Source organism: Nocardia sp. NPDC057455, from assembly GCF_042802775.1.
Taxonomy (GTDB): Bacteria; Actinomycetota; Actinomycetes; order Mycobacteriales; family Mycobacteriaceae; genus Nocardia.
The window spans coordinates 24,254-46,283 of record NZ_JBHVDM010000027.1; the positions used below are offsets into that span (position 1 = coordinate 24,254).

Sequence of the window (22,030 nt, forward strand, 5' to 3'; positions counted from 1 at the left end):
CTGACTGTCGCTTCCACGCTAGGAGAAACCCGAACGCCGGTCCATGCCCGCTGGTCACCGTCCGGGACTGATCCGGAACCGGCTCACCATTCGGCACCCTGGTTCATCCGAGAGCCGACCCGAGCGTGTAGCGCCGGTGCCCCGCCGCCGCTGTCCTCCGGAGCCCGTATTCGACCGAATTCGCCTGTACCGGTGCGTCTTTCTGGTAAGGAGTTCGTCATGGCCTTGGCTTTGCGCCCGGTAGACCCCATGCCGGTGCTGGGCGCCGTGATCGCCGCGGTACGGCGGGTCACGGCGCGCTATCGGCTCACCCCGCAGGAGAAGCGCAACCTGAACGCCTCCCGCGGCGCGCGACCCGCGGTCTTCACCGCGTCGATCGGCGGCCGCGCCTACCGGAGGTAGTGCCTAAGCCACCGCACCGCAGCGGAACGCGCGACGAACCGCGGACGCACCCGCCGGGTGGCGAATGCCATATCGCAACAAGGGTCATCACCGAGCCACGGCATCGCGGACCTGCTCATCGCCGCCGTCGCCGAGTTCCACGAAGCCGTATCGGTCCGCTACGACGCGGACTTCGAACCCATCGTGGCGGTGACGCGGCAGCCCCGAGTTTGGATCGTGCGGAAGGGAAGTCTCAACCAGGTAGGTCGCGTCAGCAGCGGTCGCCGGCCGAAACCCACCGATCGCGCCCGAACTCGCGGCGACCTCAGCCGCGCCAGCCGGGCCGGATCGTGCCGTACCAGTCGAGCAGGTCCGGGTTGTCCACCGCGCTGCGTTCGACGACGCGGCTCGGGTCGGCGCCCTGAAACAGTCTTTTGATCGGAACCTCGAGCTTCTTGCCGGTGCGGGTGTGCGGGATGCCGGGGGCGAGGATGATCTCGTCCGGGACGTGGCGGGGTGAGACCTCGGTGCGAATGGTGCTGTTGATGCGCGCTTTCAACTCGTCGGTGAGGTCCGCGCCGGGCGCGAGCGTCACGAACAGCGGCATCCAGTACCCGCCGTCGGGCTGCTCGGCGCCGATCACCAGCGCTTCGGCGATCTCCGGGAGCTGTTCGACGGACTGGTAGATGTCGGCGCTGCCCATCCGGATGCCGTGCCGGTTGAGCGTGGAGTCCGACCGCCCGTGCACGATCACGCTGTGGCGGTCGGTGATGGTGATCCAGTCGCCGTGCCGCCACACGCCGGGGAATGTGTCGAAATACGCGTCGTGGTAACGCTTTCCGTCCTCGTCGCGCCAGAAGGCGACCGGCATCGACGGCATCGGCGCGGTGACGACCAGCTCGCCCACCTCGCCGCGCACCGGCTGCCCCGCCGGGTCGTAGGCGTCCAGCGCGACGCCGAGATAGGGCGCCGACAGCTCGCCCGGCCACACGGGCACGGTGGGCACGCCGCCGATGAACGCGGACACCACGTCGGTGCCGCCGCTGATCGAGGAGACCTGAACGTGCTCGCCGACGTTCTCGCCCAGCCACAGCGCCGAGGAGGTGGGCAGCGAGGAGCCCGTGATGCCGACGGTGCGCAGCGCGGACAGGTCATGATCGGTGCGCGGCAGCGAGCCCGCCTTGATGCACGCCAGCACGTAGCCGGGGCTGGCGCCGAGAACGGTGGCGCCGACCTCGGCGGCGATACGCCACAGCGCGTCGGGGGCCGGAGCGGTCGGGCTGCCGTCGTAGGTGACGATGGTGGCCCCCGCCAGCAGGCCCGCGATCTGGAAGTTCCACATCATCCAGCTCGGGCTGGTGTACCAGAAGAAGGTGTCTTCGGGGCCGATATCCGATTGCAGCGCAACGGCTTTGAGGTGTTCGAGCAGCACGCCGCCATGGCCGTGCACGATGCCCTTGGGCAGGCCGGTGGTGCCGGAGGAGAACACGATCCACAGCGGATGGTCGAAATCCACCGATTCCGTCGTGATCACCGGGGGCAGCGACTCGGTGCTGGTGATCGCGTCGTCCCACGAGGTCGCGTCCGGCACCTCGAGCCCGAGCCGGGGGACCACGACTGTGCCCTTCAAGCTGTCCAGGCCCGCGCGCAAGGCGGCGATATCCTCGCGCTTGTCGTGCGCCTTGCCGCCGAAACGGTAGCCGTCGGCGGTGACCAGCACGGTGGGCTCGAGCTGCCCGAGCCGGTCCAGCGCGGCTTTCGGGGAATAGTCCTGCCCGCAGGCGCTCCAGACCGCGCCGATGCTCGCGGTAGCCAGGAATGCGACTACCGCCTCGGGGATGTTCGGCAGATATCCGGCCACCCGGTCACCGGGCCGCACACCCAGCGAACGCAGCGTCTGCGCGAAAGCGGCGGTGTGATCGATCAATTCGGCCCACGACACTTCGCGAACCGGCGCGTCCTCGCTGACCGCCTTGATCGCGGGCCGGTCGGTGCGCAGTTGCCGGATCACCTGGTCCACATAGTTCAACCGGGTGCCGGGAAACCAATGCGCCCCCGGCATCTCGGCGTTCGCCAGTACCTCGCCCGCGATGTCGCCGAGCTCGAAATAGTCCCACAGCGCGTGCCAGAATCCGGCGAGATCTCGGACCGACCACTGCCACAGCGCGTGATAGTCGGCCGCGCGCACGCCGGTGCGCTCGGCGACGAATCGCGCGAAGTCGGTGATGGTCGCCTTTGCGATGTCTTCTTCGGTCGGCACCCATTGCGGTTGCATCGCGATCCTCCTGACTATGGAAACTCGGCGCTCAGGCGCGGTCGGCGCGCCGCACGATCTGTTCGGCGTGCCGGAACACGGGGCCATCGACCATCCTGCCCTCGAGGGCGAAGACTCCGCGGTGCTTCGGCGCTTCTTCCAGCACCCGCCGGGCCCAGGTGACCTCTTCTTCCGAGGGCGCGTAGGCGTCCCGCAGCACCGGCACCTGACTCGGGTGGATCGCCACCTTGGCGTCGAAACCGACCGCGACCGCGTCCTCGGCTTCGGCGCGCAGGCCATCCAGATCGCGGATGTTCAGATACACCGAGTCCAGCGCGAACTTGCCGTACGCCTTGGCGGCCAGCAGCGTGCTGGAGCGCACGTGGCGGGCCACGTCGCGATAGCTTCCGTCGGCGTGCCTGCTGCCGGTGCCGCCGAGTCCGGCCACCAGATCCTCCGCACCCCACATGACGCCGATCGCGTTGCTCGCGGTCATCACCCGGCCCACTGCGAGGGCGCCGAGCGGCGACTCGATCAGCGCGATCACCTCGTGGTCCGGCAGCGCCGTGATCTGTTCGGCCGACTCACATTTCGGCAGCATGAGCCGCCGGTAGGCGGTGCCGGCGAGCGCCGCCAGGTCGAGTGCGTGGTCCTCGGTGCCCGCCGCGTTGATACGCACCACCGTGGTCTCCGGGTCGAGCGGGGTGTCCAGTAACGCCTCGCGCGCCGCCGCCTTGTCGTGCGCTGCGACGCCGTCCTCGAGGTCGAGGATCACCACATCCGCCGCGGCCGCCGCCTTCGCGAAGCGTTCCGGGCGATCCGCCGGGCAGAACAACCACGCCGGACCCGCCATCTGCCAACTCATACTGCGTCCTTTCGGGCATGCGCCTGCTTGCGCAGGGCGGCGGCGCCCGGGTCGTCGAGGCTCTGCTCCCACCCGCGGGCCGGACCGTCCGTGCTGTGTGCGTTGTGAGCGGGATCCTGCGCGATGCTGTGCCGCCGCATCCGGCCTCGATCGCTCACGCTGTGTCCGTGGTGGGCGTGGTGCTGCGTGATGACCCTGCGCTGCCGCGACCTGCCCCGGCCGCTCACTCCGGGCCGTCCGGTGCTTTGCGCACCAGCGTCTTGCGCACCGCCGTCGCGATGACATCGCCGTGCTGGTTACGCCCGGTGTGCGCGAAGGTCACGATGCCCTCGCCCGGACGGCTCTTCGACTCGCGCTTGTCGGTGACCACGGTCTCGGCGTACATGGTGTCGCCGTGGAACACCGGCTTGGGGAACGCGACCTCGGAGAAACCGAGGTTGGCCACGATGGTGCCCTGGGTCAGCTGCGCCACCGACAACCCGATCAGGGTGGACAGGGTGAACATCGAGTTCACCAGCCGCTGGTTGAACGGGGGCTGCCGGTCGCTGAACGCCGCGTCCAGGTGCAACGCCTGGGTGTTCATGGTCAGCGTGGTGAACAGGACGTTGTCCGCCTCGGTGATGGTGCGGCCGGGGCGGTGCTCGTAGACCACTTCGGTGTCGAACTCCTCGAACCACAGGCCGCGTTGCACGACCGCGCGCCGGGTCACAGGCCCAGCTCCCGTCCGATCAGCATGAGCTGCACCTCCGTCGTCCCTTCGCCGATTTCCAGGATCTTGCTGTCGCGATAGTGCCGGGCGACCGCGTATTCGTTCATGAACCCGTAGCCGCCGAAGATCTGCGTCGCGTCGCGGGCGTTGTCCATGGCGGCCTCGCTGGCCACCAGCTTCGCGATGGACGCCTGCTTCTTGAACGATTTGCCCGCCAGCATCAGCGCCGCGGCGTCGTAGTAAGCGGTCCGGGCGGCGTGCGCCCGCGCTTCCATTCGGGCGATCTTGAACGCGATGGCCTGGTTGCGCCCGATCACCTGGCCGAACGCCTCGCGTTCCTTGGCATAGCGCACGCTCTCGTCCACACAGCCCTGCGCGGCCCCGACCGAGAGCGCGGCGATGGCGATGCGCCCCTCGTCGAGGATGCGCAGGAAGTTCGCGTAGCCGCGCCCGCGCTCGCCGAGCAGGTTCTCCTCGGGCACGCGCACGTCGGTGAAGCTGAGCGGATGGGTGTCCGAGGCGTTCCAGCCGACCTTGTTGTACGCCGGCTCGGCGACGAAACCGGGCGTGTCGGTCGGCACCAGGATGGTCGAGATCTCCTTCTTGCCGCCGGTCTGCCCGGTCACCGCGGTCACCGTGACGAGCTTGGTGATGTCGGTGCCGGAGTTGGTGATGAACTGCTTGCTGCCGTTGATGATCCATTCGCCGCCGTCGACGACCGCGGTGGTCCTGGTGCTGCCCGCGTCGCTGCCCGCGCCCGGTTCGGTGAGCCCGAACGCGGCGAGGTTGCGTCCGCTGGTCAGCCGCGGCAGCCATTCCTGCTTCTGCTTGTCGTTGCCGAAGCGGTAGATCGGCATCGCGCCCAGCGACACCCCCGCCTCCAGCGTGATCGCCACGCTCTGGTCGACCTTGCCCAGCTCCTCGAGCGCCAGGCACAGCGCGAAGTAGTCGCCGCCCATGCCGCCGTACTCCTCGGGGAAGGGCAGGCCGAACAGGCCCATCTCGGCCATCCCCGCGACCACCTCGTAGGGGAAGGTGTGGTTCGCGTCGTGCTCGGCCGCCACCGGAGCGACCACCGACCGCGCGAAGTCGCGCACGGTCAGCGCGAGATCCCGGTACTCCTCCGGCAGCGTGCCGGTGGACAGGAAGTCGGTCATGCGGGGATTCCTTCTCGTTCGTCGTGATTCGTTTCGGCCTGCGCGAGGACGCGCGCCAGCACCTGGTCCAAGCGCACCTGCGCGCCCGGCTCCACCAGTAGTTCGACGGTTCCGGCGACCGGCGCGGTGAGCGAATGCTCCATCTTCATCGCCTCCACGATGACCACCGGATCACCCGCGGCGACCACGCCGCCCGCGGCGACCGGTACCGCGATCACCGAACCCGGCATGGGGGAGCGGATCTCGGCGTCGCCGACGTGTTCGTCGCCACCGCGCACGTTGACCTCGGCCACTTCGCGCAGCGCCGCGATGCCGGACGGTCCGGCCACCCACAGCAGGCCGTCCTGCTCGGCGACCCGGTAGGTGCGGCGCAGGCCGTCCAAGGTGAGCGTGAGAAGGCCCGCGCAGCGGTCTGAGGCGACGAAAGACGCACTGAGCGAACGGCTCTCATCGTCGTCGACCCGCACCGTGCCGTTACCGGGCGTGCCGGAGAGGTAGACGTGCTCGACCCGCTCGCCGCCCGCCAGCCGGATCGGCGTCGGCGCGTCGGCCCCGATCCGCCAGCCGGACGGAATCTCCCAGGGATCGCGCGGCGTGGCAGGCCAGCGGCGCAGCCAATGCCAGGCAGCGGCGGCGACGAACTCGTCGTCGCCGACGGAAGCGGGACGGAAGTCGGCGACCCGCCGGTCCAGCAGGTCGGTGTCCAGCCGTCCCTCGGCCACGTCCGGGTCGTCCAGCAGGAAACGCAGGAATTCGATATTGCTGGTGACACCGAGCAGCACGGTGTCGGCCAGCGCCCGGTCGAGTTTCGCGAGCGCGGCGGTGCGGTCACCGGCATGCGCGATGACCTTCGACAGCATCGGGTCGTAGTCGCTGCCGACGTGTGTGCCGATCCGCAGGCCCGAATCCACCCGGATACCGGGACCCTCCGGCTCGTCGAGGTCGAGCACCGTGCCGCCGGTGGGCAGGAATCCGCGCCCTGGATCCTCGGCGTACACCCTGGCCTCGATCGCGTGCCCGACCATGCGGATGTCGTCCTGCGCTACCGCCAGCTTCTGCCCGGCAGCCACCCGGACCTGGCATTCCACCAGGTCGACGCCGGTGACCAGTTCGGTGACCGGGTGCTCCACCTGCAGGCGGGTGTTCATTTCCATGAAGAAGAACTCGTCGGGGCGGTCGGCGGAGACGATGAACTCCACGGTGCCCGCGCCAACGTAGTCCACGCTGCGCGCGGTGTTGCAGGCGGCGGCGCCGATCCTGGCCCTGGTGGCCGCGTCCAGCAGCGGCGAGGGCGCCTCCTCGATGACCTTCTGGTGGCGGCGCTGCAAGCTGCATTCGCGCTCGCCCAGGTGCAGCACGTTGCCGAACTGGTCGGCGAGCACCTGCACCTCGATGTGGCGCGGACGGGTGACGAAGCGTTCCAGGAACAGCGTGTCGTCACCGAACGCGGCGGCGGACTCGCGCCGGGCGCTGCGCAGCGCCTCCGGCAGCCGGGCCGGATCGTCCACCCGGCGCATGCCTTTGCCTCCACCACCCGCGGACGGCTTGACCAGCACCGGATAGCCGACGTCGGCGGCCGCGGCGATCAGGTCGTCGTCGGTCAGACCGGGTGTGGCGATGCCGGGCACCACCGGGACGCCGAACGCGGCCACGGTGTTCTTCGCGGTGATCTTGTCGCCCATCACCTCGATCGCGCGAGCGGGCGGGCCGAGGAAGACGATGCCCGCTTCGGCCAGCGCGGCGGCGAAAGCGGCGTTCTCCGAGAGGAATCCGTAGCCGGGGTGGACCGCTTGCGCGCCGGTGCGCACGGCGGCGGCCACCACCCGGTCGATGGCGAGGTAGCTCTCCCGGGCGGGGGCCGGGCCGAGGCGCACGGCCGTGTCGGCTTCGCGGACGTGGCGGGCGTCGGCGTCGGCGTCGCTGTAGACGGCCACCGAGCGGATGCCCAGCGCGCGCAGGGTGCGGATCACCCGCACCGCGATCTCGCCGCGATTGGCGACGAGCACGGTGTCGAACCCGACGGGGACGGATTTGTTCAGCATCGTCATCACATCCGGAATACGCCGTAGGAAACGGGTTCGAGCGGGGCTTGCGCGCACACCGACAGAGCGAGTCCGAGCACGGTCCTGGTGTCGGCGGGGTCGATGACGCCGTCGTCCCACAACCGGGCGGTCGAGTAGTAGGGGTTGCCCTGGCTCTCGTACTGCTCCCGGATCGGGGCCTTGAACGCTTCCTCGTCCTCGGCCGACCAGGGCTGCCCGCTGCTGTCGAGCTGGTCACCGCGCACGGTCGACAGCACCGACGCCGCCTGCTCGCCGCCCATCACCGAAATGCGGGCGTTCGGCCACATCCACAGGAACCGTGGCGAATACGCGCGCCCGCACATCGAGTAGTTGCCCGCACCGTAGGAACCGCCGATGACGACGGTGAGCTTCGGCACCCGCGCGCAGGCCACCGCGGTGACCATCTTCGCGCCGTGCTTGGCGATGCCGCCCGCCTCGTAGTCGCGACCGACCATGAAGCCGGTGATGTTCTGCAGGAACAACAACGGGATGCTGCGCTTGTCGCAGAGCTCGATGAAATGCGCGCCCTTCATGGCGGATTCGCCGAACAGCACGCCGTTGTTGGCGACGATGCCCACCGGATGCCCGTGGATGCGCGCGAACCCGGTGACCAGCGTCTTGCCGTATTCGGCCTTGAACTCGTGGAAGCCGCTGTCGCCCTCGAACGTCCCGTCGACCAGGCGGTGGATCACCTCGCGCACGTCGTAGGGGGTGCGCAGATCGACCGGCACCACGTCGTAGAGCTCGGATTCCGGCGCGGCGGGCGCGATGACGGGCCGGATGTCCCACGGGACCGGCGTACGCGGTCCGAGGGTGGCCACGATGCGGCGCACGATGCGCAGCGCGTCCTGGTCGTCCTCGGCCAGGTGATCGGTGACGCCGGAGGTACGCGAGTGCAGCTCGCCGCCACCGAGTTCCTCGGCCGTGACCACCTCGCCGGTCGCGGCCTTCACCAGCGGTGGGCCGCCGAGGAAGATGGTGCCCTGGTTGCGCACGATCACGGCTTCGTCGCTCATCGCGGGCACGTAGGCGCCACCGGCGGTGCACGAGCCCAGTACCGCGGCGATCTGCGGAATTCCCTTGGCGCTCATGGTCGCCTGGTTGTAGAAGATGCGCCCGAAATGCTCCCGGTCGGGGAACACTTCGTCCTGGTGCGGCAGGTACGCGCCGCCGGAGTCGACCAGATACACACACGGCAAGTGGTTCTGCGACGCGATCTCCTGCGCGCGCAGATGTTTCTTCACCGTCATGGGGTAGTAGGTGCCGCCCTTGACCGTCGCGTCGTTGGCCACGATCACGCATTCCCGGCCGGACACCCGTCCGATCCCGGTGATGATCCCGGCGCCGGGGGAGTCGTCGCCGTACATCCCGGTCGCGGCCAGCGGGGAGAGCTCGAGGAACGGGCTTCCCGGGTCCAGCAGCTGGTCCACCCGCTGCCGGGGCAGCAATTTGCCCCGCGCGACGTGGCGATCACGCGCCTTCGCGGGCCCGCCCAGCGCCGCGGCATCGAGCCGTGCGCGCAGGTCGTCGACCAGCGCCGCGTGCGCGGCACGGTTTCCGACGGCCTCTTCGGTAACGGTCATCACGCCATCCTGTCGTCCAGTTAGTCGACGATAACTGGAATTCACGTTAGTGTTGATTAACCGAGATGTCCAGGTCGGTGGAAAGGAACGCGTGTGACCAGTGCCGAATCCGTCGCGCCCACCCGTCGCGAGCAACTGAAGGCGCAACGCAGGGCGCAACTGCTGGAAGCCGGAGCGCGGTTGATCGCCGATCGCGGCTACCTCGGCATGCGCCTGGACGACCTGGGCGCCGCCGTTGGCATCAGCGGTCCCGCGGTTTACCGGCACTTCCCGAACAAAGAGGCGCTGCTGGTCGAGCTGCTGATCGGAGTGAGTCAGCGCCTGCTCGACGGCGGCAAGGCGGTGGTGGCAGGCACGAACTCCGCCGACCAGGCGCTCGCCGGACTGGTCGATCACCACCTGGACTTCGCGCTCGGCGAACCGGAGCTGATCCGCATCCAGGACCGCGATTTGGACAACGTGCCCGCTGCGGCCCGCCGGGAGATCCGCCGCACCCAGCGTCAGTACGTGGAGATCTGGGTGAGCGTGCTGCGCGAACTGCATCCGGAGCTACCCGAGGAGACGGCGCGGGTGCAGGCCCACGCCGTCTTCGGGCTGATCAACTCCACCCCGCACAGCGCGAGCGAGGCGACCGCCGCCCGAGCCCGGCCGGTGCTGCGGGGGATGGCGCTGACCGCACTCGGCTGAGCGCGCCCTCATCGCGCGCTCCACCCGCCGTCCATCGTGTAGGCCGCGCCGGTGACCATGCTCGCCTCCGGCGAGGCGAGCCAGCCCACCAGCGAGGCGACCTCCTCCGGCTCGACGAGGCGTTTGATCGCGCTCTCGGTGAGCAGGATCTTCTCCACCACCTCCTGCTCGGGCACGCCGTGCGCCTTGGCCTGGTCGGCGATCTGCCTGTCCACCAGCGGTGTTCGCACATAGCCCGGGTTGACGCAGTTGCTCGTCACGCCGTGCGGGCCGCCCTCCAGGGCGGTGACCTTCGACAGCCCCTCCAGCCCGTGTTTGGCCGTCACGTAGGCGACCTTGTATTCGGAGGCGCGCAGGCCGTGCACCGAGGAGATGTTGACGACTCGACCCCAGCCCTGCCGGTACATGTGCGGCAGCGCCGCGCGCACCAGCAGGAACGGCGCCTCGACCATCAGTGTGAGCAGATCGCGGAAACGCTGCGGCGCGAACTCCTCGATCGGGCTGACGTGCTGCACCCCGGCGTTGTTCACCAGGATGTCGGTGTCGAGTTCCAGCTCTTCCAGCGACGCGACGTCGAGCAGATCCACCGCCCACGACTTGCCGCCCAGTTCCCTGGCCACCGCCTTCGCGCCGACATCGTCGACGTCGGCCACCGTGACCGTGGCGCCGCGCGCCGCGAGCGCGCGGGCGCAGGCAGCGCCGATGCCGCTCGCGCCGCCGGTGACCAGGGCGCTGCGCCCCGCCAGATCGCTCATCGCAGGGTCACCTCGGTCCGCGCGCCGAGGGCCTCGGCGTCGGCGTGGTCGATGCTTTCCAAGGTCAGCCCCTTCGTCTCGCGTGCGGCGAGCACGGCGATCGCGCTCACCGCCGCGGCGCCCGCCAGGTACCAGGCGATCGGCACCGCCGAGTGATAGGTGTTCAGCAGCCGGACGGCGATGATCGGCGCGAGCGAACCGGCCACGATCGAGGTCACCTGATAGCCGAGGGACACACCGGAATAGCGCATCCGGGTGGGGAACATCTCGGCCATGATCGCGGGCTGCCCGGCGTACATGAAGGCGTGGAAGATCAGGCCGATGATGATCGCGGACATGATGACCACGTTGTGACCGCTGTCCATCATCGGGAAGGCGAAGAAGCCCCAGGTCCCCGCGGCCAGCGCGCCGACCAGATAGACCGGTCGTCGGCCGAAGCGGTCGGATAGGTTGCCCACCAGCGGGATCGCCACGAAGTGCACCGCGTGCGCGGCGAGCAGCCACCACAGGATCACTTGGGTGTCGGCGTGCACCTCGACCTTCAGATAGGTGATCGTGAACGTGACCACCAGGTAGTACATGACGTTCTCGCCGAAACGCAGCCCCATCGCGGTGAACACGCCGCGCGGGTAGCGCCGCAGCACCTCGACCACACTCAGCGAGGTCGCCTTCGTCTGCTCGGCTTCCCGCTGCGCCGCGACGAAAATGGGCGCGTCGGTGATCTTCGTGCGGATGTAGTAGCCGATCAGCACCACCACCGCCGACAGCCAGAACGCCACCCGCCAGCCCCAGCCGAGGAACGCCTCGTCCGACAGCGTGGAGGTCAGCACGAGCAGCACCACCGTCGCCAGCAGATTGCCCGCGGGCACGCCCGCCTGCGGCCAGCTCGCCCAGAATCCGCGGCTGCGGCTCGGGCTGTGCTCGGCGACCAGCAGCACCGCGCCGCCCCACTCCCCGCCGACCGCGAAGCCCTGGATGAAACGCAGGGTGACCAGCAGCGCCGGCGCCCAGTAACCGATCTGTCCGAAGGTCGGCAAACAGCCCATCAGGAACGTCGCGCTGCCCACCAGCACCAGGCTGAATTGCAACAGCTTCTTACGCCCGTACTTGTCGCCGAAGTGCCCGAAGACCACGCCGCCGAGTGGACGCGCCGCGAAGCCGACCGCGTAGGTCACGAAGGCGGCCAGGATGGCGTCCAGGTCGCTGGTGTCCTTGGCGAAGAACACCTTGCTGAACACCAGCGTGGCGGCGGTGCCGTAGAGGAAGAACTCGTACCACTCCACGATCGTGCCCGCCATGGACGCGGCCACCACACGGCGCAGACCGCTGGTCGTCGCGCCCGGATCCTCCGCCGGTGCCGCTGCGGCGCTGTGCTCCCTCATCGCACTTCTCCTTCGTGCCCGGGGTCACACACCGAGTGACGATGTGATGGCCCCCACAATGCTTGGCTGCACTGAGTATTGGTGCAGACCATTGGCCTAGCAATGACCATTAATGCAGTTCCGCTCTGCAAAGATGCAGATACGGGCTGCGCTGCACCAGCATTCGGGCTGAGGACGGCACGTGTTCATGGGCACGGATCCGAACTGCGCCTTCGCGCTCGACTCCTCGGCGAAGGCGGTCGGTTCGGCGGCGAAGACCTTTACGCCGTGGCCTGGATCAGGTTCGTCTCACGGTTCTCGATCTGTTCGGTGATGTTCGGCCGGGCGGGCGGACGGACGCGGTGCAGGGCCGCGTAGCCCGCGGTCGCGAGGACCAGCGCGACGAATATGCCGAGGTTGCTGCTGCCCAGCCCGCCGGCGCGGGCGGCGGGGGTGAACAGGTATCCGAGCAGTGGGCCGATGTGCGGATCGGGGGAGGTGATCAGGCCGAACCCGACGATGGTCGCGACGGTCAGGCAGCCGAGCCCGGCGCGGTTCACCCTGCCGTAGCCGCCGACCGGGCTGAACAGGGCCGTCCGGTCGTAGCCGATGTGGCGTCGCTGCCACAGGTCGACCACGAAGATCCCGGACCAGGCGGCCATCACCACCGCGGTCGTGGTCAGGAATGCCTGGAAAGGAGCGAAGAAGCCCGGCGCGGCGAAGACGACATAGCCACCCGCGCCCGCGATCAAGACCGCGTCGATGAGCACGGTGTAGTGCCGAGGCATCCGCACGCCCAAGGTCTGCAACGCGAGGCCCGAGGAGTACAGGCCGATGATGGAGCCGGACACGAAACCCACCAGCGCCAGGATCAGATACGGCACCAGGAACCAGGTGGGCAGATGGGCCGACAAGGCGCTGATCGGGTCGGTCGCGGCCATGGCCGCGACCTCGGGGTCGCCCGTGGCCAGCAATGTCCCGAATCCCATCAACACGATGGCGGGGGCGGTGCCGCCGAAGGTGATCCATCCCACCAGCGCACGTTTGCCGGTCTCGCGCGGCAGATAACGGGTGTAGTCGGCCGCGCAGTTGACCCAGCTCAGGCCGAGCAGGCTGGCGGTCAACATGATCCCGCCCATGAACGCGCCCACACCGGCCCGGCCGTGCGTCGCGAACGAGATCTCGGGCAGCGTCAGCACGACATAGCCCACCGACAGGGCGGTGAATACCAAAGCGAACCACTTCTGAATCCGCAGGATCACATGGCAGCCGTAGATTCCGACCACGGTACTGGCCAGAACGACGACGCAGAGGGTGACGGCCATGAAGGGCCTGGTATCCATGTCCGGGTCGAGCCGATGGGCCACGGTGCGGGCCGCGAGGGTCGCCAGGACCGCCGAGAAGGTCTCCCATCCCACCAACGCCAGATAACTGATCAGGGTCGGGATCTTGTTGCCGTGGAATCCGAACGCCGCGCGGCCGGCCACCATGGTCGCCGCCCCGCCGCGCTGCCCGGCCAGTGACACCAAGCCGAGCAGCAGGAAGGACAGAACCGCACCAGCCGCCGCCGCCAGCGCCGCCAGGTGCCAATCGAGGCCGAGCGCCATGACGTACGGACCGAACGACACCAGCAGCACGTTGCAGCTGGTGCCTGCCCAAGGCCAGAACTGGGCGCGCGGTGCACCTCGGCGCTCGTCATCGGCGACCCATTCCGCGCCTTTTCGCTCGAAGGACCACTTGAAAGCTTTCGCTGAAGCCATTGCCATGCCCAGATCCATTCGACGAGGGCCGCGACCGCTGCGGGCACTGGGTCCCGACCATTCCGTATACTTGAATATTGTGCCGTTAGTTGACGGCTCATTGTATGACGGTAGATCGCTGAGCGGAACCATTGTTGACGGGGCATCTACTGAGACGCATCGGCTCTCGGCGTTCCGGGCACTGGGCAGTTCATAGTCAGCGGAATGCGGCTTTTCGCGCGCCAAGTCCCCTTGATTCGAGCCTGGGCGCGAGGCTCGTGGTCATGTTGCGACCTAGTCAACGATCCGTTGTTCGATGGCGTATTTGTCTGCGACGCGCAATTCGAGAGTGCCGACGATCGTGTGCGCGTCGACCGGTGGAGATCCCGAGTCGGTGTCCGCACCACATGTCGAGTAGTCGCCGGAGCGGACGCCGGTTCCGTTCTGCAAAGATGCGGATATGAGCCCGGCTTCCGCGGGGTCTGCCCGACGTCCCAGCGCCGATGACCTCCTCGTTCTGCTCGCGGTCGGACGGTCCGGCCGCTTCGTCACGGCGGCCGAGGAACTCGGCATCAATCACACGACGATCTCCCGTCGTATCGCCGCGCTGGAACACACCCTCGGTGGCCGGGTGCTCACCCGAGTAGCCGGTGGCTGGGAGTTGACCGACCTCGGCAGGGAGGCGCTCGCCGCCGCCGAGGCGGTGGAGTCGGCCGTGAAGTCCCTCGCGGGCGACGCGGGCGGGAACCGATCGCTGGAAGGGGTGGTCCGTATCTCGGCGACGGACGGCTTCAGCGCCTACATCGCCGCGCCCGCGGCCGCGGAAGTGCAGCGGCGGCACCCGAAGATCACCGTGGAGATCGTGGCGACCACCCGGCGTGCGTCCCAGCAGCGTTCGGGACGCGACCTCGAGATCGTCGTCGGCGAACCGCAGGTGCACCGCGCCACCGCCACCCACCTGGCCGACTATTGCCTGGGCCTCTACGCATCGCGCGAATATCTCCGCGACCACGGCACGCCCGCGACGATCGACGAGTTGACCGAACACCCGCTGGTGTACTTCATCGATTCCATGCTCCAAGTCGACGACCTCGACCTGGCCTCCAGTTTCGCGCCCGCGATGCGCGAATCCGTCACGTCCACCAATGTTTTCGTGCACGTCGAGGCGACGCGAGCCGCGGCGGGTCTCGGCCTGCTGCCCTGCTTCATGGCCGACCGTCACGCGGATCTCGTTCGCGTCCTCGCCGATTCGGTGACGGTCACCCTCGGCTACTGGATGGTCGCTCGTACCGAAACCCTGCGCCGCCCGGAAGTGGCCGCCGTCGTCACCGCCATCCGCGCCATGGTCGCCGACCAGCGCGACATCCTTCTCGGATACCGGGGCTGATTTCCGCCGGGCGAACATCGGCGCTCCACGCTGCGGATCACACACGCTCCTGGATCGACCGAGGGCACACAATCTACTCCCGACCGAATGCCGCAGAGCGGATCGCGCCTGTCATCACCTGGTCGGGCCGCTTCGGACGAGGGCGTCGAATCGGTGGCGGAAGTGTTCTGCGTCGTCTCCGCGGGTGCGGGTAGCGGCTACGCGGACCGGGCGTAGTTCGGCCAGGAGTCGGGGAGAGTTGACGGGGCCTTCCAGAAGGGTCATGGCGGTGTGTGCTTCGGTGATCGCCGAGGTGGTGTCGCCCAAGCCGGTGAGGGCGGCGGCGTAATAGGCGCGGTACGACGCTTCATCGCGGGGGAAACAGGCAGCGTCGGACACGGTATCGCGGCATAGATCGGCTGCTCGGCCATGGTGTCCGAGCATGCGGAGTCCTCGGGCTTCGTGGGCGCGCAGCTCGGCCTCGTTGACGTGCTCCAACCATGCCGGGTCGTTCGGGTTGTCCAGACCGCGATCGGCTTCGCGCCAGACTCGCGCCATCGCGCGGTCGAATTCCTGTTCGTCGCCGATGGCCGCGTACGCCGTTGCCTCTTCAGCGGCCTTCAGCGCGTTCATGCGAGCCGACGGTATGTTGCTGACGAGTTCGGTCGAGCGCCGGGCCAGGCGTACGGGCTCGGCGAACGAGGCAGGGGAAGAGGCGGCCAGATTCGCGAGGTCTCCGAGGGCGGCGGCCAATAATGCGTTGTCCCCGCACTGTTCGGCGAGCAGGACCGATTCCGTCAAGTGTCGTCGCGCAGTGCCCAGTCGATTACTGTCGCGAGCGAGCCAGGCGACGGTATTCGACAGCCATCCCGTTGCGTTCAGCAAATCGGCACCTGTGCGGTGGCCGTACGACTTGGAGTCGAGTAGCCGCCGCACCGAAACGTATTGCCGCGTCGCGTAGTCGAATGCCCCGCCGCCTCCGTGACGGTTGTCGTGCTCCCACAGGCGTTGCGTCAGCGCACGAATATAAGTGATATGGCCCGTACCGACCCGAAGAGGTTCTACCGCCCTGGTCGGCGGCGTGGCGACACCTGCCACCGCCGTTATCGTCGCTGCCAGGCCGAATTGTCTGCGGTCCACGTCATCGACTCCTTCGCCACCCCCGTAGTCGATGGTCCCCGGATCGGGTGTTGCGAGCAAGAGAGGCAGCAGCGCGGAGCGGGGAATACCCAGTACGTCGGCGGCGCGGGCCAATTCGCGGACGTCGTAGATGGTGCCCACTTCTCCACGCTCGACCCGGCCCGCGTGCGTGCGATCCCAGTGCAGGAGTGCGCCGAAGTCGGCTTGGGACAGGCCCATTTCTTTGCGGACGAGGGCGAGGGCTTGACCGGGCCGCCCCTCGGCGAGCAACTTGCGGAATTGCGGCGTCGTCCACACGCCGTCCATTTCGTTGTCGATCACATTCGGCCCCCTGTCCCGAAATCCACTGTGATGCGCGAACTTTAAGCACAAATTCGAAGGCGGCGAGGGGCAACCGCAGATATCGCGCACCTACTGTCGCGCGCTTGACAGCGTCGCGATGCTCCGTCCGTTCCTCGAGGCTCGAAGGGCGCGCGCCGCCGGGGTGATGTCGTGTCGGCACGGCACTCCGGACGCGGTGAGCCGCGAAGGGGGGCGAAAGCCCCCGGCGGCGGGCGCACCCATCGAGAACGAGAGGTGATCATGAAGCCGAAAGTGGTCGGATATCTGCGCCGCGACATCTCCGGCCGCCGCACGCGTAGGCACGAAATGGAAATTCGCGCGCTGGCGAAGGCGTCCAATTTCGATCTGGCACGAACGCTGGTCGCAGGCCCGACCGCCCCCGCGTCGGTCGAGGCGCTGCTCGCCGTGATCGGCCGGGTCGGCGCGATCGCGGTGATCACCCCGTCTCGGGACCATCTGGAGGACCGCGCGGACGCGATCATGTCGGTGTGCGGGCTGATCACCCTCGACTCGAGGCACATTTCATCGCAGGGTATGGGGCACCTCGCCGCCCCATGGCCCCTCGGACCTCGCAAGGGCGATCGAACGGGGGGATGACTGACGTCAGGAGAGCTTCGATTCTCGTGGATCGCGTGGTACGTTCACTTTGTTGAATGATCGTTCAATCAATGGAGTGCTCGTGGGAAGTCGACGAGAACAGGCGGAGTGGCGGCGCGAGCGCTTGCTGGACGCGGCGTTGGACGTGTTCGCCGTCAAGGGGATCGACGGCGCTTCGATCAAGGACATCGCGGCTGCCGCCGGGGTGGCGCCGGGCCTGCTATATCACTATTTCGCCGGTAAAGAGGCGCTGGTCACCGCGTTGCTGCGGGAGCGCGGGTTCTCACGGCAGTTGCGCGAATCGCTGGAGCAAGCGGAAGACAGGCCGGCGACCGAGGTCCTGCCGCGGGTCATGCGCGAGTTCGACGGCGTTCTGGCCGCCAACGCCAAGCTGATCAGACTGTTCTTCGCCGCCGGGCATTCACACGAGAACGTGCGGGCGGTGCTGGCGGAATTCGTCGGGGAAGGACAAGCCGTGATGGCCGAGTATCTGCGCTCACGCGTGGCCGCGGGCGAATTGCGTGACCACGATGCGCATACGACAGCGACCGCTCTGTTCGCGACTCTCGCTGTCGGCCGCAGCACCGGCATCCCGGTCGACGTCGCCGAGTTGGTCGGGCTCGTGCTCCACGGACTCGTTCGACGCACACCGTCCGAAGAAGAAGGAGAGATCGCCGGTGCATGACATGAACGTGCAATGCTGCGTGGTCGGCGGCGGCCCCGCCGGAATGATGCTGGGTACGCTGCTGGCCCGGCAGGGTGTCGAGGTGATCGTGCTCGAAAAACACGCCGACTTCCTACGCGACTTCCGGGGCGACACCATCCATCCGTCCACTCAGGAACTCATCCACGAACTCGGCTGGCTGGACGAATTCCACCGCCTCCCGCACAGCACCATGGATCGGGTCACCGTCGCTGTGGGCGGCACGCCCGTGACCTTCGCGGATTTCCGGAAACTGCCGGTCCGCAGCCCGTACATCGCGTTCATGCCGCAATGGGAATTCTTGAACTTCCTCGCGACCAAGGCAGCGACCTTTCCCGGCTTCCGACTCCTACAGCGCACGGAAGCAATCGATCTGCTCATCGAGAACGATCGAGTCCTCGGTGTGCGGGCGACCACCGACACCGGAAGCTTCGAAGTCCGTGCCGATCTCGTCGTGGCCGCCGATGGCCGCCACTCGCGGATGCGCGACGCAGCCGGTCTGCGGGCCGAAATGAACTCGCCACCGATGGACGTCCTGTGGTTTCGGCTGTCGCGCCGAGCGACGGACCGGGTCGAATTCTTCCAAGGCGGTAAAGGGGCGATGGTCGCCATCGACCGCGGGAACTACTGGCAGGTGGCGTACACCATCCCCACGAACGCCTACGAGGAAATGCGCGCGCTCGGCATCGGCGAGCTACGCGACAGAATCACCGCGCTCGCCCCCGTATTGCGGGATCGCGTCCACGAACTCGCCGATTGGGACGACGTTCATCAGCTCACGGTCCGTGTGGATCGGCTCGACAAGTGGTATCGGCCAGGCCTGCTCTGCATAGGTGATGCCGCGCACGCCATGTCACCGGCGGGTGGCGTCGGCATCAATCTGGCCATCCAGGACGCCGTCGCGGCAGCGAACATCCTCGGCCCGAAACTGCTCGCCCACACCCTGACCGACGCCGATCCGCCCCGCGTGCAAGCCCGCCGCCAACTGCCCGTCAAACTGACTCAGCTGTTTCAGCTGGCCATTCTGCGTGACCTCTACCCCAAGAATCTGCACGACGACACAGCCACCCATGTCCCGCCGATCTTCCGAATCTTCCGGCGGCTGCCCGCGTTGCGGCACGCGGTGGGCCGATTCATCGGGCTCGGCGTCCGGCCGGAACACATTCGCACCTGAATGCCGGCGCAGACGAGCCCGGGGTTTCCGCTCCGCACGATCGGTCAACAATTGGCAGCGGGGGTCGGACCGGTCGACGCCCGTGACAGATCAGATCGATTGCCCGGCGGGAGAACTGGCCGAGCAGCGCGCAAGGAGGAACCGCCGGACTCGGCCTCGATCTGCTGCTGGCCCTCACCGCGGGCAACGGTTCCAGCACCACTATCGGCTCCGGCCTGGCCACTCGCCTGCGCGCCGCGGGCTGCCTGCCCTGGCAGCGCTGATCCATAGCCGAGTTCGACGGCATGCCACCTCGAGCCGCGCACCAGCGGCGGGTGGCTTCCGTCGAGCGGCGACAGTCTCTGGCATCCGGTAGGGCTGCTTTGTCTACAGCATGGCGTAGAGGACGTCGCAGCGTCGGTGGGACAGCGCACCGGACAATGCCTACGCACGCATCGAGCGAGAAAGTCCCTGTTCAGCCGGAGTGTCGAGAGTGCCGGGTATGCAGGACTGTGGGGACGTGAGTACTCCTGCACCCGGACCCGTCTTCGACGTGATCGCCGATCCGGTACACGGCCGCCGTATGGGTCATCCGGCCTGGGGGTGCGGGCGCAAATCGATCGTGTCACGCGCCCGTGCCCACACCTCCTGGGCGTCGAACCGGGCGGCCTGCCACGAGTCGGTGGCGAGGCCGACTCGCCCGCGCCACTTCCGCATGATGTCGGCGTGCACCGGCCAGCGCACAAACCGCCGCATGTCCTTTTCGGTCTCCCACACCGAGATCGAGCCGCCGCGCGACTCCGACGGCCGTGCCCACAGCCACAGGCCGACCGCTCCGTGCATCACGGGCCAGTTCCGGCCCAACCGCATTCCCGTCTTGTAGATCTCCTGAACGTCTTCTTCGGAGGCGGCCAGGAAGTCGGTCACGCTGACGAACACCGGGCCTGCGCTGTCGTGGCGGGGCCCGGCTTGCCAGGGCATGAGCACGGTGCCCTCGGAAAACGGGTGTTCGCCTGCCGCGCCGTGCGGGTCGATGGGTCTTTGGTCTGTAGAATTAGTACGCATTTGTAGATGATATGCATGTGCATATCGAATCCACAACCGCTGGTGTCAGTTGTGGCGACCGCCTTAGGGTGAGCGAATGGCCTCTCTTTCCGATCCCGAAGTGCGCGAGTTCCTCACCCACGGCACCCGTACCGGCAAGGTGGCGTTCGTCGCCGCCGACGGCAGGCCGGTGGTGAGTCCGGTGTGGTTCGTCCTCGAGGGGGACGAACTGGTCTTCAACACCGGCAAGTCGACCGCGAAGGGCAAGGCGTTCGCCCGCGACGGGCGCATCGCGGTGTGCGTGGACCTGGAGGGACCGCCCTACGCCTCGGTTCAGTTGCAGGGCTCGGTCACGCTCTCGGAAGACCCCGACGAACTGCTGCGCACCGCCACCGAGATCGGCGGCCGCTACATGGGGGCGGATCGCGCCGAGGAATTCGGCAAGCGCAACGGTGTCCCCGGCGAACTGGTGGTCCGGCTGCGGCCCACGAAGGTGATCGCCCACTTCGACGCAACCGCCTGACCAGCCGAATCACCGCCTGGGCATTTCGCAGGCAGCGGTTGTCGCAGGTGTATTCGCTACTGATGCTCGAGCCGGTTCGCCGCAGATCCTGCCACGATCGGGCACTCGGCCGTCGGATGTCGCCGTTGTACCGCTACCGGCGCGCTGGCTGCTCGCCGTAGGCCCTGCCGCGTTCGGGCCACAGGCTTGGCGCTCCTCGCGGGGGGTCCCGCTGTTCTGCCGGTGCTCGGGCCGGTTCGTAGGCCCTGCTGCGGTCGGCCGCAGGCTTCGGCGCTAGTCGCGAGGGTCGCGCTGTGCCGGTGCTCGGGCCGGTTCGCCGTCGAGCCGGTGCGATCCGGCCGCACACATTCGCTTGGCGGCCAGGTGTCGACGTTGTGCGGCTACTGGTGCGCGGGCTGGTTCGCTGTGATCGGGCCGCAGGTTTCGGGGCTGGTCGCCGGGTGTCGTTGTACCGCGGCAGGTGCGGAGCTGGTTCGCTGTCGCCCTGCCGTGATCGGGCCGCAAGCAGGGGCGCTCGGTCGCCCGGTAAGCAGTGGACGGCGGTCAATACACTCACGCGCATGACCGTGCACTTCATCGGGGCCGGGCCGGGCGCGGCCGATCTGTTGACGGTGCGCGCGGTCGAGTTGCTCCGCGCGTCGCCGGTGTGCCTGTACGCGGGGACCTACCTGGATCCCGGTGTGTTGGCGTACTGCGCGCCGGACGCCGAGCTGGTCGATACCCAGCACTTGGACCTCGACCAGATCACCGAGCGTCTGGTGCGCGCCACCTCGGAGGGCAAGGACGTGGCCCGCCTGTGCTCGGGAGACCCGTCGCTGTATTCGGCGCTGACCGAGCAGACCCGCAGGCTCGACGCGCACGGGGTGCCGTGGGATGTCACGCCGGGCGTGCCCGCTTACGCGGCGGCGGCGGCGGTGCTCGGCACGGAGCTGACCGTGCCGGAGTTGGTGCAGTCGGTCGTGCTGACCCGCACCCATGCCCGCTCCACCGCGATGCCCGAGTCCGAAGCGCTGGCGAACTTCGCCGCCACCGGCGCCACGCTGGTGCTGCACTTGGCCGTTACCCGCGTCCGCGCCTTGGCCGCCGAACTGGCCGCCGACTACGGCCCGGACTGCCCGGTCGCCGTCGTCTACCGCGCCAGTCAACCCGAGCAGCTGGTCCTGCGCGGCACCCTCACCGACATCGCCGACCGAGTCGAGGCCGCCGGACTGCGGCAGGCGGCGGTGATCCTGGTTGGCCGCGCGCTCACGCCTGCGGTGTCGTGCGCGCAATCCCATCTCTACGACCCGACGCGGGTCCGCGGGTCCGCCGGTGCGCGGCGCGGATGACAACGGTGCGGGTGCGCCTCCAGAACCGGCGAATGTTTCAGCCGGACTCAGCTCATTGGTCCGACGTTGTGGGCGGCTGGCCGGGTGCGCAGTCTGATTGTCGAGGGGCGGGTGTGCCTCCGGATCGGCGACGCGCTCGGCTCGGCGTTCGTCCGGCCCGCCTGCTGACTTGGTCGCTCGGCAAACGATCCATCGCGGGCGAGTGCCGTAGGCGCCTGCCATACGTCGGGGCGTAAGTGTCCCAGTGGCGCAGGAGTGACGTGTGTGAGAACGGCAACAG

20 protein-coding genes are annotated in these 22,030 nt (G+C 68.3%); 8 read left to right on the forward strand and 12 right to left on the reverse strand.

Features of this window, described 5'->3' with window-relative positions:
- Positions 1-219: 219 nt before the first annotated feature.
- The gene (locus ACFU5M_RS13780; protein WP_379048726.1) at positions 220-402 is read left to right on the forward strand and encodes a hypothetical protein; all 183 of its coding nucleotides are present in this window, start codon (positions 220-222) and stop codon (positions 400-402) included.
- A 304-nt stretch (positions 403-706) separates the two neighbouring features.
- Here ACFU5M_RS13780 and ACFU5M_RS13785 read toward each other — a convergent pair whose 3' ends face one another.
- The 7 genes from ACFU5M_RS13785 to ACFU5M_RS13815 form a co-directional block, all read right to left on the reverse strand.
- Positions 707-2,656 carry an acetoacetate--CoA ligase gene (locus tag ACFU5M_RS13785; protein ID WP_379048728.1) on the reverse strand — a complete coding sequence of 650 codons (1,950 nt, stop codon included), beginning with the start codon at positions 2,654-2,656 and terminating at the stop codon, positions 707-709.
- Between the two features lie 31 nt (positions 2,657-2,687).
- Positions 2,688-3,500, reverse strand: coding sequence for an HpcH/HpaI aldolase/citrate lyase family protein (locus tag ACFU5M_RS13790; protein ID WP_379048730.1), 813 nt, complete (start codon positions 3,498-3,500; stop codon positions 2,688-2,690).
- Positions 3,497-3,658: a hypothetical protein gene (locus ACFU5M_RS13795; protein ID WP_379048731.1), complete on the reverse strand. Its 162-nt coding sequence runs from the start codon at positions 3,656-3,658 to the stop codon at positions 3,497-3,499. The genes ACFU5M_RS13790 and ACFU5M_RS13795 overlap by 4 nt, the downstream gene beginning before the upstream one ends.
- A gap of 65 nt (positions 3,659-3,723) precedes the next feature.
- Positions 3,724-4,209, reverse strand: a complete 486-nt coding sequence (locus tag ACFU5M_RS13800; RefSeq protein WP_379048733.1) for a MaoC family dehydratase — start codon at positions 4,207-4,209, stop codon at positions 3,724-3,726.
- Positions 4,206-5,366: an acyl-CoA dehydrogenase family protein gene (locus ACFU5M_RS13805; RefSeq protein ID WP_379048735.1), complete on the reverse strand. Its 1,161-nt coding sequence runs from the start codon at positions 5,364-5,366 to the stop codon at positions 4,206-4,208. Before ACFU5M_RS13805 ends, ACFU5M_RS13800 begins: the two co-directional genes overlap by 4 nt.
- Positions 5,363-7,408 (reverse strand): acetyl/propionyl/methylcrotonyl-CoA carboxylase subunit alpha, encoded by a 2,046-nt coding sequence (locus ACFU5M_RS13810; protein WP_379048765.1) that lies wholly within the window; start codon positions 7,406-7,408, stop codon positions 5,363-5,365. The genes ACFU5M_RS13805 and ACFU5M_RS13810 overlap by 4 nt, the downstream gene beginning before the upstream one ends.
- Before the next feature lie 5 nt (positions 7,409-7,413).
- Positions 7,414-9,012, reverse strand: a complete 1,599-nt coding sequence (locus tag ACFU5M_RS13815) for a carboxyl transferase domain-containing protein (RefSeq protein ID WP_379048737.1) — start codon at positions 9,010-9,012, stop codon at positions 7,414-7,416.
- A gap of 93 nt (positions 9,013-9,105) precedes the next feature.
- Here ACFU5M_RS13815 and ACFU5M_RS13820 point away from each other — a divergent pair, with 93 nt between their 5' ends.
- Positions 9,106-9,699 carry a TetR/AcrR family transcriptional regulator gene (locus tag ACFU5M_RS13820; RefSeq protein WP_379048739.1) on the forward strand — a complete coding sequence of 198 codons (594 nt, stop codon included), beginning with the start codon at positions 9,106-9,108 and terminating at the stop codon, positions 9,697-9,699.
- An 8-nt stretch (positions 9,700-9,707) separates the two neighbouring features.
- Here the strand turns inward: ACFU5M_RS13820 and ACFU5M_RS13825 are convergent, their stop codons facing one another.
- The 3 genes from ACFU5M_RS13825 to ACFU5M_RS13835 form a co-directional block, all read right to left on the reverse strand.
- Positions 9,708-10,454 (reverse strand): 3-hydroxybutyrate dehydrogenase, encoded by a 747-nt coding sequence (locus ACFU5M_RS13825; protein ID WP_379048741.1) that lies wholly within the window; start codon positions 10,452-10,454, stop codon positions 9,708-9,710.
- Complete coding sequence (locus ACFU5M_RS13830) at positions 10,451-11,836, reverse strand: MFS transporter (protein WP_379048743.1); 1,386 nt, start codon at positions 11,834-11,836, stop codon at positions 10,451-10,453. The genes ACFU5M_RS13825 and ACFU5M_RS13830 overlap by 4 nt, the downstream gene beginning before the upstream one ends.
- A 260-nt stretch (positions 11,837-12,096) precedes the next feature.
- Entirely contained in the window at positions 12,097-13,581 is a 1,485-nt protein-coding gene (locus tag ACFU5M_RS13835) for a purine-cytosine permease family protein (RefSeq protein ID WP_379048745.1), read from the reverse strand.
- A 433-nt stretch (positions 13,582-14,014) separates the two neighbouring features.
- Here ACFU5M_RS13835 and ACFU5M_RS13840 point away from each other — a divergent pair, with 433 nt between their 5' ends.
- The gene (locus ACFU5M_RS13840; RefSeq protein WP_379048747.1) at positions 14,015-14,941 is read left to right on the forward strand and encodes a LysR family transcriptional regulator; all 927 of its coding nucleotides are present in this window, start codon (positions 14,015-14,017) and stop codon (positions 14,939-14,941) included.
- A gap of 114 nt (positions 14,942-15,055) precedes the next feature.
- On the opposite strand, the gene ACFU5M_RS13845 is transcribed toward ACFU5M_RS13840, so the two are convergent.
- On the reverse strand, positions 15,056-16,471 hold the full coding sequence (locus ACFU5M_RS13845) for a helix-turn-helix domain-containing protein (RefSeq protein WP_379048749.1): 1,416 nt from the start codon (positions 16,469-16,471) through the stop codon (positions 15,056-15,058).
- A gap of 171 nt (positions 16,472-16,642) precedes the next feature.
- Between ACFU5M_RS13845 and ACFU5M_RS13850 the strand changes: the two genes are divergently transcribed.
- The 3 genes from ACFU5M_RS13850 (at position 16,643) to ACFU5M_RS13860 (ending at position 18,876) form a co-directional block, all read left to right on the forward strand.
- A complete protein-coding gene (locus tag ACFU5M_RS13850; RefSeq protein ID WP_379048751.1) occupies positions 16,643-16,999 on the forward strand; it encodes a hypothetical protein in 357 nt (118 codons plus the stop codon).
- An 82-nt stretch (positions 17,000-17,081) separates the two neighbouring features.
- Positions 17,082-17,684: a TetR/AcrR family transcriptional regulator gene (locus tag ACFU5M_RS13855; protein ID WP_379048753.1), complete on the forward strand. Its 603-nt coding sequence runs from the start codon at positions 17,082-17,084 to the stop codon at positions 17,682-17,684.
- Between the two features lies 1 nt (position 17,685).
- Positions 17,686-18,876, forward strand: a complete 1,191-nt coding sequence (locus ACFU5M_RS13860) for an FAD-dependent oxidoreductase (protein ID WP_379048767.1) — start codon at positions 17,686-17,688, stop codon at positions 18,874-18,876.
- Positions 18,877-19,443: 567 nt separating this feature from the next.
- On the opposite strand, the gene ACFU5M_RS13865 is transcribed toward ACFU5M_RS13860, so the two are convergent.
- Entirely contained in the window at positions 19,444-19,920 is a 477-nt protein-coding gene (locus ACFU5M_RS13865; protein ID WP_379048755.1) for a hypothetical protein, read from the reverse strand.
- Between the two features lie 76 nt (positions 19,921-19,996).
- Between ACFU5M_RS13865 and ACFU5M_RS13870 the strand changes: the two genes are divergently transcribed.
- Both ACFU5M_RS13870 and cobM read left to right on the forward strand, forming a co-directional pair.
- Positions 19,997-20,422 (forward strand): PPOX class F420-dependent oxidoreductase, encoded by a 426-nt coding sequence (locus ACFU5M_RS13870; RefSeq protein ID WP_280239761.1) that lies wholly within the window; start codon positions 19,997-19,999, stop codon positions 20,420-20,422.
- 560 nt (positions 20,423-20,982) lie between these two features.
- The gene (gene cobM, locus ACFU5M_RS13875; protein WP_379048758.1) at positions 20,983-21,750 is read left to right on the forward strand and encodes a precorrin-4 C(11)-methyltransferase; all 768 of its coding nucleotides are present in this window, start codon (positions 20,983-20,985) and stop codon (positions 21,748-21,750) included.
- Positions 21,751-22,030: the final 280 nt, after the last annotated feature.